The organism is Paraburkholderia sediminicola, from assembly GCF_046026855.1.
Taxonomy (GTDB): Bacteria; Pseudomonadota; Gammaproteobacteria; order Burkholderiales; family Burkholderiaceae; genus Paraburkholderia; species Paraburkholderia sediminicola_A.
Genome location: NZ_JAQQET010000001.1, coordinates 195,732 through 209,783 on the forward strand (window position 1 = coordinate 195,732; position 14,052 = coordinate 209,783).

Sequence of the window (14,052 nt, forward strand, 5' to 3'; positions counted from 1 at the left end):
CAGCCGTCAATTAACGTTACGCGGGTTTGCCTTCGCCGCCGTGGTTTGGCGCTGGGCCGTCGTTGCCGTGGCCACCCGTGGTATCTGTGTCGTCATCGTCGCGGTGGCGCCGCGCGAGGCGCGTATGAATGCCCGCGAACACCAGCGGCACGAAAAACAGCGTGGACACGGTAGCGAACAGCAATCCACCGATCACCGCGCGGCCAAGCGGCGCGTTCTGCTCGGCGCCCTCGCCGAGACCCAGCGCCATCGGAATCATGCCGATGATCATCGCGAACGCGGTCATCAGCACCGGCCTGATCCGGCTTGCACCGGCTTCGAGCGCCGCGGTGAGCGGCGGTGCACCAGCGGTGAGCCGCTGGCGCGCGAACGACACCATCAAAATACTGTTGGCAGTCGCGACGCCCATTGTCATGATCGCGCCGGTCAATGCAGGCACGCTCAAATGCGTGCCGGTCAAAAACAGCATCCATACGATGCCCGCCAGTGCCGCGGGCAAGGCGCTGATGATGATCAGCGGATCGACCCACGACTGGAAATTCACCACGATCAGCAGATACACCAGCACGATCGCCATCGCCACGCCAAGACCCAGACCGAAGAATGAACTGCGCATGGTCTGCACCTGGCCGCGCAGGGTGATCTGACTGCCGCGCGGCAGCGATGCACGCACGTTATTCACCAGCTTGTCGACCTGATTCGCGACGCTCCCCAGGTCACGCTTCTCGACGCTCACGTAAAGGTCGATCACCGGCCTGATGTTGTAGTGCGTAACTTCCGCGAACTGATTCTGCGGCGAGACCCGCACCAGGTTGCCGAGCAGTTGCGTCGGTCCGTTGGCCGCGCCCGATACAGGCGTACGCAGCAACTCATCGATCGACGAAATCTGATACTGCGGCGTTTGCACCGCGACGTTGTATTCGACACCGTTCTTGTTGTTGAACCAGAAACCCGGCGACGTCTGCGAACTGCCCGACAAGGAAATGAGCACGTTTTGCGCCACATTGCTCGCGCTCAGGTTGAGTTGCTGCAGGCGCGTGCGGTCCATCTGAAGATTGATGGCCGGTTCGTCCAGTTTCTGCTGGATGTGAGTGTCGACGGTGCCGGGGATCATCCGCACCTGTTTTAGCAGCTTGCGTGCAACATCGAAGTTACCTTCCTGATCCGCACCGGAAATCTGCACGTCCACGGCGGCGGGCAGGCCGAAGTTGAGAATCTGCGTGACGATGTCGGCCGGTTGAAAAAAGAACTCGACGCCCGGAAAGCGCTTCGGCAAGACCGCGCGCAATTTGTCCATGTAGGTTTGCGTCGGCTTGTGGTCTTCGTTCAGGGCCACCTGAATTTCGCCGTCGAGCGTGCCAATCGTGCCCGAGTTACTATACGAGAGATTAATACCGCTATACGGCAAGCCGAGATTGTCGAGGATCGTGCCGAGATCTTTAGGCGGCACGACCTCGCGGATCACTTTCTCGACTTCATCCGCGAGACGCGCGGTTTCCTCGATGCGGGTGCCGGTTGGCGCACGCATATGCAGGCGAATGTCGCCCGCGTCCACATTCGGGAAAAAGTCTTCGCCGAGCACGAAGACCAGTCCCATCGACACGATGCAGAAACCAAGGAACAGACCGCCGAAGCGGCCCCGGCGCACCAGCACGCTACTGAGAATTACGATGTAGGCGCCGCGCATGCGCTCGAAACCGGCGTCGAAGCGGTGATAGAGCCGCATGAACAGATTCGGCCTGGCACCGGCCTTGGGTTTGTGCGCGTGGCCCATCAGCAGCATCGCCAACGTCGGCACCAGCGTGCGCGACAGGACGTACGAAGCGAGCATCGCGAACACCACCGCTTCGGCGAGCGGCACGAACAGGTAACGCGCGACGCCGGTCAGGAAGAACATCGGCACGAACACGATACAGATACACAGCGTCGACACGAGGGCCGGAATCGCGATTTCGCCGGCGCCGTCGAGAATCGCATCGTGCAGATTCGTGCCCATATGCAGGTGCCGCTCGATGTTCTCGATCGTCACCGTCGCGTCATCGACCAGAATCCCGACCGCCAGCGCGAGGCCGCCCAGCGTCATGATGTTGATGGTTTGCCCCAGCGCGTGCAGTGCGATCAGCGAGGACAGGATCGACAGCGGAATCGAAATCGCGATGATGCAGGTGCTGCGCCAATTGCCGAGAAACAGCAGAATCATCGCAGCAGTCAACGCGGCGGCAACCAGGGCCTCACGCACCACACCCTGCACCGCCGCTTTCACGAACACCGACTGGTCGAACAGCGCCGTGATGTGCAGGTCCGGCGGCAACGCGGCGCGCGCCGCCGGCAGCAGGCCTTGCAGCGTATTGACGATCGAGAGTGTCGACGCACTGCCGTTCTTCAGCACCGACATCAGTACGCCGCGATGTCCGTCCTGCCGCACGATATTGGTTTGCGGCGAGAAGCCGTCGCGCACATGAGCGACTTCACGCAGATACGTCGTCGCGCCATTGAGCGTGCGCACCGGAATGTCGTTGAGCCCTTCCACCGTGGCGGGCGAGCCGTTCATATTGATCGTGTATTCCTTCGGTCCGATCTTGGCCGTGCCGGTGGGCAGAATCAGGTTTTGCGCATTGAACGCGCTGACCACATCGGATGGCGTCAGGCCCTTTGCGAGCAGTGCGCGTGTGTTGAGGTCGACTGAGATCAGACGCGATTTGCCGCCGTACGGATACGGCACGGCCGCGCCCGGAATCGTCACCAGTTGCGGGCGCAGGAAGTTCAGCGCAGTGTCGTTGAGCGCCTGCTCGGAGAGCTTCGGACTCGACAAGCCGAGCTGGATCACCGGAATACTGGAAGCCGAGTAGCTGATCACCAGGGGCGGGGTGGCGCCTGGTGGCATCTGTTTGAGCTGCGCCTGTTCGACGGCCACCGTCTGGGCGATCGCGGTCTGGATATTCGCGTTCGGCTGCAGGAACACCTTGAGAATCGTGATGCCCGCAAGCGACTGCGATTCGATGTGCTCGATGTCGTTGACCGTGGTGGTCAGACTGCGCTCGTTGACCGACGTGATGCGGTTGGCCATGTCTTCGGCCGACAAGCCCGTGTAACTCCAGATGATGCTGACCACCGGAATATTGATTTCCGGCAACACGTCGACCGGCGTGGTCAACAGCACATAGGGCGTTGCCAGCAAGATCAGGATGGCCATCACGATGAACGTGTATGGCCGCTTAAGCGCAACGTTGACGATCCACATGAAACGCGCCCGAGAGAATGCCGATAAGGAATTGAATCGCCGTGACTGGACGGTCGCGCTGTTTCAGCATTCGACATGCTGAAGCCGGCAAACATGAGACCACGTTGCCGGGGCCAATGCCCGCGCCTCTCCCGGTGAATCAGGCCTTATGCTAGATCGATAGCACCAACGCCTGCATGGCGCCAAAATGGCTAATTTGTCAGGAAGGCTAATGTAAGGATAGGCGATGCTTCAAACGCATGTGGGTTGATGAGGCGCAAACGTTTGATAAGAGGGAGATAAGCGCTTTTAATGGAATTGCTAAGGGCATGTTTCGTTGTAATGCTGTGAAACATGCCCTTAGATTAAATTGCGCAATGCAAATACCTTACGCTCAGATTAGCGTCATGCAAAGAGCCTGCGTCGAGTCTAGCCAATCACCGTCCACTTGCCGTACTTCGCGACCTCACGCTCGTCGAAATCGAAACCGAGGCCGGGTGTCTGATGCAATACGATACGTCCGTTCCTGTGACCAAGCTGACGATCGATCAGGCGACGGAAATTGAGCACCTGGTCGTCCCAGAAGTACTCGACGTAGCGCGCATTCGGTGTGGCCGCCACCAGTGGCGCGTGCACGTCATGGAACCAGTGCGGACACATCACCACGCCATAGCTTGCGGCAGTCGCCGCAATCCGCCGCCATTCGCTGATGCCCCCGCACACCACCGCGTCGGTTTGCAGGATCGCCGCGCCGCCCTTGTCGAGCAACTCCTTGTGATACCAGCGGCCGTAACCGATTTCGCCGCTCGCCACCGGCACGCGCGTCAGCCTGGCGAGGCGCGCGTGGTTGTCGATATCGTCAGGAGAGAAAGGCTCTTCAACGAAGTACGGATCGTATTGCTCGATTCGTCGCAGATGCTGCAAAGCCTGGGTTGTGTCGGTCCAGCCGTTGTTGATGTCGATCATCAATTCGATGTCCGGGCCGATCGCTTCGCGTGCGGCGCGCACGCGCGCCTCTTCTTCGCGCGGTGAGAGGCGGCCGCCCTTCATCTTCACGGCCTTGAAACCCATCTCGACGTAACTCGCCATTTCTTCGCCGAGCATGCCTGCGGACTTGCCGTCGAGATAATAGCCACCGCTCGCATACGCGGGCACGGTATCGAGTTCGACCGCGCCGAGGTACTTGTGCAGCGGCACGTTGTGGCTACGCGCATTCAGATCCCACAACGCCGTATCGAGAATGCTGATTGCGCGCATTACTGTGCCAGCCCGGCCGTGCAGCAACGCCTCCTGATACATCGCCTGCCAGAGCCCTTCGACCGCATACGAGTCCTTGCCGACCAGGACGGGCGCCAGCAATTGCTCGACCGCCACGCGCAGCAGTTCGCCACCCGCACTGCCGACATAACAGAAGCCGATCCCTTCCACGCCATCGGTCGAGCGCACTTTCACCAACCCATAGTGACGCGTCGAGACCGTGCGCGTTGCAAACGAGGTTACGCGATCGAGCGGTACACCCGCCGCGCAAACCGACACCGATTCAATTCTTGGCATTTCCACACTCCTCCATTTTTTGCAGGCCGTCCGCGTCTGATGCGCGTTCGGTGAGATCGAAGTGTGATAGCCGCGAGGCCTCAAAAACAGTATCCTTTGGCTTCTTCAAAAGATAAAAATTCTATTCGATGGACTCGCGCTATCTGCAGAGCTTTGTCTATGTGGTCGAACTCGGATCGATCGCCGAAGCTGCGCGCAGGCTCGATCTGACGCCCGCTGCGGTCGCGCAGCGCGTGAAGATGCTCGAACAGGAGCTCGGTGCGAAGCTGGTGCGCCGTTCGGGCCGCACGGTCGGCACAACCGAGGCGGGCGAACGCATTCTGGAACGCGCGCGCACGGTGCTGCACGATATCCGCGACCTGAAGTCCGATCTCAACGACGAATCGGTGCTCGCGGGTCAATTGCGGCTGGGCGGCACGCCCACCATGATGACAAGCCTGATTCCCGACGCGCTGGCCGGGTTGCTCGCGCAGCATCCGCAGATCGATATCTATCTGGAGCCGGGCAATTCGGTCGACCTCTACCGCAAGGTAGTGAGCGGCGATCTCGATGCGGCGATGCTGGTTCAGCCGCTCTTCGATCTGCCGAAAAGCTGCGACTGGCACACGTTTCGTGAGGAGCCGCTGGTGCTGCTGACACCCGTGTCGATGCAGGTCGACGATCCGCATGCGGTACTGCGACGCGAGCCGTTCGTGCGCTACGACCGCAACGTGGTCGGCGGGCAACTGGCCGATGGATATTTGCGTCAGCACGGTATCCAGCCGCATCAGCGCTGCGAGCTCGATGGGCTCGATGCCATCGCGGTCATGGTGGACCGTGGGCTTGGCGTGTCTCTGGTGCCGGACTGGCTGATGACGCGCTTCTCCGGGCTGTCGCTGGCGAAATGGCCGTTGCCGCATGCGTTTCCGAAGCGTGTGGTCGGCTTGTTGTGGGGGCGCTCGTCGGCGCGCATGCGGCTCGTCCACGCGTTCCTGAAGGCGGCACAGGCATTGAACGCCTCGCCCGGCGAGACACAAAAATAATTAACGTTTGAAGCAAGCGGCTCGCGCTTCTTCGCTGTTCACGGTCACGCAATACTGCCTCGGCGCCTGAATGCTGCGCACCGGCATGCCGGGCATTGCCAGGTATTCAAGGACGCGACCCGCATGGACATCGAAGGAGACATTCCCATGAGCACGCCCACGCCTGGCTTACACGGCGTCCTGTCGCCCGTACTCACGCCATTCAACGCCGACGGCTCGCCCTCGCCCGCCCGTTTCGTCAAACATTGCCGCTGGCTGTTGCGCCAGGGCGTGGGACTGGCCGTATTCGGCACAAACTCGGAAGCGAACTCGCTCACCGTGAGCGAAAAGCGCGCGCTACTCGACGCTTTGCTCGACGCCGGCTTGCCGTCCGCGCGCATGATGCCGGGCACGGGCGCATGCGCGCTGCCCGATGCGATCGAACTCACCCGCCATGCAGTGAAAAGCGGTTGCCCTGGCGTGCTGATGCTGCCACCCTTTTTCTATAAAGGTGTAAGCGACGAAGGTCTGTTTCGTGGCTTTGCCGAAGTCATCGAAGCGGTGGCCGACACGCGCCTGCGCGTCTATCTGTATCACATTCCTCCGGTTGCCCAGGTGGGTATCAGTTTCGAGTTGATCGAGCGTCTGCTCAAGCGTTATCCGGGCGTAATTGCCGGCATCAAAGACAGTTCCGGCGACTGGAATCACACCGCTGCATTGCTGAAGGAATTCCAGAACGCCGGCTTTGATGTATTCGCCGGCACTGAAACACTGCTGCTACCGACCCTGCAGAACGGCGGCGCCGGTTGCATCACGGCGACCGGCAACGTCAACGCGGCCGCAATTGTGCGTCTTGCGCAGACATGGCGCGCAACGGATGCCGCCGACCAGCAGCAACGGCTCAACGACACGCGCGCGATATTCCAGCGCTACCCGATCATCGCCGCGATGAAGGCCGCTATCGCGTGGCAATCGGGCGATCCGCAATGGGCCACGATGCGCCCACCACTGATCGAACTCGACGACGCACAACAACGCGAACTCCAGCAGGCACTCGCGCGGACCGGATTCGAAATCGAAGACGCTTCGACGCTCGCAGCCAACCTTCAGGAGGCCAGCCCCGCCTAGCCGTGGAAACGCGGCCCACCTGCCCGTACACTCTCACACCGTTCGCCCGCCCCAGCATTCAAAACAACCAGCACGGCGGGCCAGGAGACAACCCTTGCTGACCCAAACGTCCTACTCTGCCACTGCCGATGCGAACCCGGCCGATCAACTGTTCCGGCGCGTCGCGTGGCGCTTCATGCCGCTGCTGTTCGTCGGCTACGTGGTCGCTTATCTGGATCGTGTCAACGTCGGCTTCGCGAAACTGCAAATGCTCAGCAGCCTGCATTTCAGCGAAGCGGCCTATGGCTTCGGCGCCGGCCTTTTCTTCATCGGCTACTTTCTGTTCGAAGTGCCGAGCAACCTGCTGCTGCATCGCTTCGGCGCGCGGCGCTGGATCGCCCGCATCATGATTACGTGGGCGCTGCTGTCGATGCTCACCGCCTGGGTCCACACGCCATTGATGTTCTATGGGCTGCGCTTTCTGCTCGGCGTTGCCGAAGCGGGCTTCTTTCCCGGCATGATCCTGTACCTCACCTACTGGTTTCCCTCGCACCGGCGCGGCAAGATGACCGCGCTGCTGATGGCGGGCATCCCGGTCTCCGGTTTGCTCGGCGGCCCGCTATCCGGCTATCTGATGCACGCCTTCAACGGTACATGGGGTCTCGAAGGATGGCAGTGGTTGTTCATTGTCGAAGCGTTGCCCTCGATCGTGCTCGGCTTTGTCATCTATCGCTGCCTCGACGATCGTGTGGCCGATGCGGCATGGCTCAGCAGCGAAGAAAAGCGCCTGATTCAGGACGAAATCGACGCCGACGCCATCGTACGCACGCACGGTTCGGTGCGCGCGGTGTTCGGCTCGGCGCGCGTCTGGCTGCTGTGCCTCGTCCTGTTCGGTGTAGTCATGGGGTCGTATGCGATCGGCTTCTGGCAGCCCACCATCATTCGCGGCACAGGTATCGACGATCCGTTGATGATCGGTTTGCTGACCATGATTCCCTACTCGGTGGCGCTGATCTCGATGATCACGGTAGGCCGTCACGCAGACCGCACGCGCGAGCGGCGCTGGCATATCGTCGTGCCCGCGCTGGTGGCGGCGAGCGGCTTCAGCCTGTGCGCGATCAACGGCGACAGTTCGCTGCTGTCAATGATCGGCCTCACCCTGGCCGTCTCCGGCGTCGTCACCGCGCTGCCGATGTTCTGGGCGCTGCCCACCGCCTTTCTCGGCGGCAGCGGCGCGGCGGCGGGGATCGCGCTGATCAACTGCACGGGTAACCTGGCAGGCTTCATCAGTCCAACCGTGATTGGCTGGCTCAAGGGGTACACGCATACGCTGGCGTCCGGGCTCGTGCTGACGGCCTGCACGCTGACGTTATCCGCCGTGCTGATTCTAGTGTTCATCCCGGCGAAGTTGGTGAATCGCTAAGCCGTTTCGGATTCGAACAGCAGGAAGGCCGGTCAGCCATGGGGGCATTACCCCGGTTATCCGGGTTATCCGGGTTATCCGGCAAACGCACGATTGTGCTGTTGCGCAGGCCATCAACTGTATCTGTGAGATTGGCACGCAGGCGAGCAGAATTGTTGTTCGCGCATCGATCCATGCGATTCGCCTGTGCCTTGACGAGCGGCACGGCTTTCCTGCCGCCGAGGTTTATCAGCCCATGACCGCCAGCCCATTCCTCACCGCCGATGTCCTGATCGCCTATAGCGCCTACTTCGTCGGCACGGCGAGCCCGGGGCCGAGCAATCTCGCGATCATGTCGCTCGCCATGAGCGCCGGCAGGAAATCCGCGCTGACCTTCGCGCTCGGCGTGGTGTCCGGTTCGTTCTTCTGGGCGTTGCTGGCGTCACTGGGTTTGTCGGCGGTACTCGCCACTTATTCGGAATGCCTCGTGGCGGTCAAGATTGCCGGCGGGCTTTATCTGCTGTGGCTAGGCTTCAAATCCGCGCGTTCCGCATTCAGCGCGGAAAAACTACCCACGAATACCGCACGCGAAGGCGAACCGCTCAAACGGCTCTATTTGCGCGGCCTGCTGCTGCACCTCACCAATCCGAAAGCGATTCTGGTGTGGCTCTCGATCGTTTCGCTGGCTATGTCGCCGGCAGGCGGCACCTCGCACACCGCGCCGGTGGTGCTCGGCTGCATGTGCATCGGCGTATCCGTGTTCAGCAGCTACGCGGTGCTGTTTTCAACCGCGTCCGCACGGCGCATCTATGCCGCGATCCGTCGCTGGCTGGATGGGTCGCTGGCGATCATGTTCGGCATTGCCGGGATCAAGCTGCTGACTTCGAAAAGCTAGCAGCGCCTTCGGTACACGCGCCCTCTGCGATACTGTCGCTCTTATGACTCGAGCGGACAAACGAACACGATGAGCGGTGGCAACGACCTGAATCCGGCAGCGAATCACTCGCCATTTCAAAAACGGCTGTATCTGGCGGGCACGGTGGTGGTGCTCGTCGCGCTGATCGCCGCGGCGATCATCTATGCAACAGCTCCGGCGCCAGACAGCGCCGTCTCCATGTACGGGATCGCGGACCCGCGCTATCAGATCGAATTGCAGCGCATCGGCGGTAACGCGGCCGTTTTGATGGCACAGCTCCATCAGTGGTTCGACGGTCTTTGGCACGGTACCGCGCTCGCTTATACGGTGGCCGTGCTTGGCGTACTGCTCGCCGGCGCATGCTTTTTTATCGGCTACTTCTTTGCTGATGACGAGCCGCAGGGCTAACGCGTTCCCGCGCGCCCCGGCAAACAGGCACCTATGTCGCTTCTTTCACATGCTGACCAGGCTGCTCCACCTTCGCCGCGCGCAGCGCCTCGTGCAAGGTGCTGAAAATGCAGCGTGTCTCGACGATCGGCGTGATCCCATGCCGGTCCATATCCGAGCGCAAATAACGGTTCACCCGCGCGAAAATCACCTCGATGCCGCTGCGCTTCAGCGTCTCGCACAACTCACCGACTGAACGTGCCGCCGAATAGTCGAGGTCGGTGATCGCGCTCGCGTCGATCACAAACCAGCGCACCGCGCTCGGCGCATGATCGATCAGGCTGCGGGTGTCGTCGACGAAAAAATGGTCGTTCGCGTAGAACAGGTCGGCGCCGAAGCGATAGACGATCAGCCCCGGCGCGGTCTGGAGTCCGGGTGCGGCCGGCACCGGCACCCAGATGCCGTCTTCGCCGGGCGCGAGAATCATGGTGTGCGGCCGGTAGCTGTGCCGCACATGCCGCAGCAGCGATAAGGCCACCGCCACCAGAATGCCGTGCTCGACACCGATCAACACCACGGCCGCGGCGGTGAACACGGCCAGCGTAAATTCGCCGGGGCTTTCGCGGCGGATCGAAAAGAGCGTCTTCAGATTGACCAGGCCGATGGCGATCGTAAACACGATACTGGCCAGAATGCAGTGCGGCAGGTACTGCAAAAACCGGCTGAAAAACAGCAGCACCACGACCACCACCAGCGCGAAGACGATCTGCGCGAACTGGCTGCGCGTTCCGGCGCGATCGGCCATGGCGGTTTGCGTCGGACTGCCGTTCACCACGAAGGCGCCTGACAACGCTGCCACCGCGTTGGCAGCGGCGATACCCAGCAGATCGGCATTGGTATCGACGGATTCGTGATAACGCTCGGCGAATACGCGGCTCGCAGCAGCGCTTTGCGCGACGATCATCACGAAGCACGAGGCGGCGACGGGCAACAGATCGAGTAACTGCGGCCACGTGACGGACGGCATCCGCAGCGGGGGCAGTCCGCCTGCCACCGGCCCCAGCACGGAAATACCGTGCGCCGCGAACCCGTAAATATCGCTTGCGGCAATGCCTGCCACTACCGCGATCAACGGTACCGGTAGACGTGGCAGAAAACGCTTGAAAACCAGAATGGCGACCACCACCAGCGCGGAGATAGCGAGCGTCGGCAGATTGATCTGCGCTGACTCGCGCACCACGAGCGCGAGTTGATCGATGCTGCTCGCGGCATGTCCGGGTACGCCGAACATATCGCCCAGCATAGCGATGCCGACCTGCACGCCAACGCCGGCGAGGAAGCCGACCAGCACCGTGCGCGAGAGAAAGTCAGCGAGAAAACCGAGCTTGAAGATGCGCGCGATAAACAGAAGCGCGGCCGTGAGCAAAGCGACTATCCCCGCGAGCGCCGCATATTCGGCGCTCGAAGCCGGCGCCATGGTTGAGAGCCGGCTGGCGAAAATAGTGGCGGTGGCGGAGTCTGCAGCGACCACGAGGTGTCGCGACGCGCCGAAAAACGCAAACGCAATAAGCGGCAGAAAGACGGTGTAAAGGCCCGTGACGGCAGGCATGCCGGCAATGCGTGCATAGCCGAGCACCTGGGGAATATCCATCGACGCCAGTTGCACGCCGGCCAGCGCATCGCGCGCCGCCGCGGCACGGCTCAAAGGAAGTACGCCCTTCAGTACGCCAAGGCGGGTAGTGATGTTTGCCAGAAAATCCCGCATACGCGATGGTGCCCCGAACTTAGGTTATCGCGCATCGTGCCGTGACTCCGCACTCAAAGGCAAGATTTGAGGCTTTGATCGGCAAAAGAAAATGGCTACAGGCGGCAATGGCTCCGAACCCGCCGCTGTTACCGCCCCACTTTGTCTTAACGCTTGAACTGCCCTGTGAGCGGATCCACGTGCCGCGCGAAACCAAACAACGCGGCGATACAGATCGGACAGGCGATGATGAACACGGCCAACATCTTGCACCCCGTAACAAATTGTTACCGCAAGTTTAAGCGATTGTCGTGCGAAATGAATGAGGGAAAACGCAAAACACTGTTGCCACGCATTACAACGTCGTTACTGCCCGACGGAGCGCGACGCATGAAAATGCACCTGAAATACGGCAAATCGCACCAAAGAAGCGCGTACAACACGAAGCGCTATAACGCGCAAACCTTTGCTCGCCTACAAACCGGTTACGTCATGCATGCGTCGACTTTCATCTTCGCGGCAAAACGATTAAATGAGTGTTTCTACCGGCTCGACAAAATCATCTGTTTTCCCGCAGGCAGGCCGTTTCTCCGCCACCCCTTATAATCCGGCATGACCCGAATCCTGCACCATCTCCCCTCGCAATCGGCCGCGCACGGCCAATCAACCGCCCCACGCTCTCCGGCGGCCGCATGAAAACACCCAAACGTCTGCTCCCGCTGATCGAAGAAGGCCTGATCGACGAAGTCATCTCGCAGTTGATGAGCGGCAAGGAAGCCACCGTCTACGTGGTCCGCAGCGGCGAGTCCACGCGCTGCGCGAAGGTCTATAAAGACGCCAAACAGCGCAGTTTCCGCCAGGCCGCGTCCTATCAGCAGGGTCGCAAGGTCAAGAACAGCCGCCAGCAGCGCGCAATGGAAAAAGGCAGCCGCTATGGCCGCGAGGTGCAGGAACAGGCGTGGCAGAACGCGGAAGTCGATGCCCTGTTCCAGCTCGCCAATGCAGGCGTGCGCGTGCCGCAGCCCTTTATCTGCACCGACGGCGTGTTGCTGATGGAATTGGTGACCGATGGAGACGGCAACGTCGCGCCGCGTCTGAACGATGTCGAGATGACCGAGACGCGCGCGCTCGAATTGCACGCGCTGCTGCTCAACCAGGTGGTGCGCATGCTGTGCGCCGGCATGATTCACGGCGATCTGTCCGAATACAACATCCTGCTCGCAGCAGACGGCCCGGTGATCATCGACCTGCCGCAAGCCGTGGATGCCGCCGGCAATCTGGAAGCACCGGCCATGCTGGAGCGCGACGTCAACAACCTCGCCACGTATTTCGGCCGCTTTGCGCCGGCATTGCTCGACACACGCTATGGCAAGGAAATCTGGTCGCTGTACGAAGCAGGCGCATTGCACGTGGATGCCGAGCTCACCGGCCATGTTGAACTGGACACCACGCCGATCGATCTCGAAGCCGTGCTACAGGAACTCGAAGATACGCGGCTCGACGAAGAAGCGCGTCTGCGCTATGAAGAGTCGCTGCGCAGCGGCACCTGAGCCACCGCTACGCTGCTACGCGTAAGTGGCCAATCCAATGAAATGAGCCGGGTCTGGCGCCCCTATGCGTTGCTCGCTGTGCAACGAAGCTACGACGCGCTACTGAAACTGCCCGCCGTGACCTTGACCGATGAAGCCGCCGCGCCCGGTGCCGGCCCCACCGACTCGCGCATCGTCACGCTTACCGGAAACTCGCGGAAGATTTCCCAAGAGGTCCGGTAGCACTGATTCACCAGCCAGCGCACCGCGTTCTGCGTCAACTCCGCCGTCGGGATATGCACCGAGGTGAGTCCAGGCGCGGCGTAAGCGGCCGAATAATCATCGTCGTAGCCAATTACGGAGACTTCGTCCGGGACGGCAATGCCGGCCTGGTGGAAGCGCGCCAGTACGCTCACCGCCATCGTGTCGTTCGCGCAAAAGAGGCCGGTGAAGCGCCGCTTCGAATCGAGCAGTTTCTGCGCGGCAGCGTAGCCGCCTTCCGGCGAGAAGTCCGATTCGATCAGCGTGACATCCTCGCGTGCGATGCCCTCGCGCGACAGTTCGGCGAAGAAGCCTTCGAGCCGGGTCTGATTGTCCGACGCGCTGAACGGCCCGGAAATCACCGCGATGTCCCGATGCCCATAATCGAGCAGCGTGCGTGCCGCCATTTGACCGCCGCGCCGATGATCCGCGCAGAACGACGCCTCCGGCAACTGATCGAACGCGCGATTCAAAAACACCATCTTCGGATGCATGCGATGCAGCATGTCCAGATCGTCGTCGTGCAGATCGTGGCTGATCACCACCACGCCGTCGCAATCGCGGCCGATCAGAAAACGCACCGCCTCGATGGCCTGCTCGCGCGGTGACACTTCGCCGCAACCCGTTGCCACCACCACGTGGCGGCGCACCGCGCGCAGTTCAGTATCGGTCTGCTTGAGAATCGTGCCGTAGTAGGAGCCAAAGAAGGTCGGCACGAAAATGCCGATCATGCCCAGCGATTGCGTCGCCATTGCGCGGCCAATGGACGACGGCCGGAAATTCAGCGCTTCGATAGCGGCCTTCACACGTGCGGCAGCATCGGCGGAAATGGGGCCTTTGCCGGATATGGCACGCGAGGCAGTCGACATGCCAACGCCGGCCAGTGCCGCGACATCTTTGAGTGTTGCCACGCGGTTCTCCGTCAAGCCCT

11 protein-coding genes are annotated in these 14,052 nt (G+C 61.3%); 7 read left to right on the top strand and 4 right to left on the bottom strand.

The genetic code is table 11. The features are described 5' to 3' along the window. Window positions 1-16: 16 nt before the first annotated feature. The gene (locus PQR40_RS00840; protein WP_408237102.1) at window positions 17-3,241 is read right to left on the bottom strand and encodes an efflux RND transporter permease subunit; all 3,225 of its coding nucleotides are present in this window, start codon (window positions 3,239-3,241) and stop codon (window positions 17-19) included. A 408-nt stretch (window positions 3,242-3,649) separates the two neighbouring features. Continuing rightward, entirely contained in the window at window positions 3,650-4,774 is a 1,125-nt protein-coding gene (locus PQR40_RS00845) for a mandelate racemase/muconate lactonizing enzyme family protein (protein WP_408237105.1), read from the bottom strand. 128 nt (window positions 4,775-4,902) lie between these two features. Between PQR40_RS00845 and PQR40_RS00850 the strand changes: the two genes are divergently transcribed. The 5 genes from PQR40_RS00850 to PQR40_RS00870 all read left to right on the top strand — a co-directional run bounded on the left by PQR40_RS00850 (window position 4,903) and on the right by PQR40_RS00870 (window position 9,608). Next, on the top strand, window positions 4,903-5,796 hold the full coding sequence (locus PQR40_RS00850; RefSeq protein WP_408508216.1) for a LysR family transcriptional regulator: 894 nt from the start codon (window positions 4,903-4,905) through the stop codon (window positions 5,794-5,796). 147 nt (window positions 5,797-5,943) lie between these two features. Further along, window positions 5,944-6,903, top strand: a complete 960-nt coding sequence (locus tag PQR40_RS00855; protein ID WP_408508217.1) for a dihydrodipicolinate synthase family protein — start codon at window positions 5,944-5,946, stop codon at window positions 6,901-6,903. 97 nt (window positions 6,904-7,000) lie between these two features. Beyond that, on the top strand, window positions 7,001-8,305 hold the full coding sequence (locus PQR40_RS00860; RefSeq protein WP_408237298.1) for an MFS transporter: 1,305 nt from the start codon (window positions 7,001-7,003) through the stop codon (window positions 8,303-8,305). 235 nt (window positions 8,306-8,540) lie between these two features. Next, window positions 8,541-9,179: a LysE family translocator gene (locus PQR40_RS00865; protein ID WP_408508218.1), complete on the top strand. Its 639-nt coding sequence runs from the start codon at window positions 8,541-8,543 to the stop codon at window positions 9,177-9,179. Between the two features lie 69 nt (window positions 9,180-9,248). After that, entirely contained in the window at window positions 9,249-9,608 is a 360-nt protein-coding gene (locus tag PQR40_RS00870; protein WP_408508219.1) for a hypothetical protein, read from the top strand. 31 nt (window positions 9,609-9,639) lie between these two features. Here the strand turns inward: PQR40_RS00870 and PQR40_RS00875 are convergent, their stop codons facing one another. After that, complete coding sequence (locus tag PQR40_RS00875; RefSeq protein ID WP_408508220.1) at window positions 9,640-11,352, bottom strand: SulP family inorganic anion transporter; 1,713 nt, start codon at window positions 11,350-11,352, stop codon at window positions 9,640-9,642. Between the two features lie 369 nt (window positions 11,353-11,721). Between PQR40_RS00875 and PQR40_RS00880 the strand changes: the two genes are divergently transcribed. After that, window positions 11,722-11,937, top strand: a complete 216-nt coding sequence (locus PQR40_RS00880; protein ID WP_408237123.1) for a hypothetical protein — start codon at window positions 11,722-11,724, stop codon at window positions 11,935-11,937. An 86-nt stretch (window positions 11,938-12,023) separates the two neighbouring features. Next, window positions 12,024-12,881: a PA4780 family RIO1-like protein kinase gene (locus PQR40_RS00885; protein WP_408508221.1), complete on the top strand. Its 858-nt coding sequence runs from the start codon at window positions 12,024-12,026 to the stop codon at window positions 12,879-12,881. 89 nt (window positions 12,882-12,970) lie between these two features. Here the strand turns inward: PQR40_RS00885 and PQR40_RS00890 are convergent, their stop codons facing one another. Further along, window positions 12,971-14,032: a LacI family DNA-binding transcriptional regulator gene (locus PQR40_RS00890; protein ID WP_408508222.1), complete on the bottom strand. Its 1,062-nt coding sequence runs from the start codon at window positions 14,030-14,032 to the stop codon at window positions 12,971-12,973. Window positions 14,033-14,052: the final 20 nt, after the last annotated feature.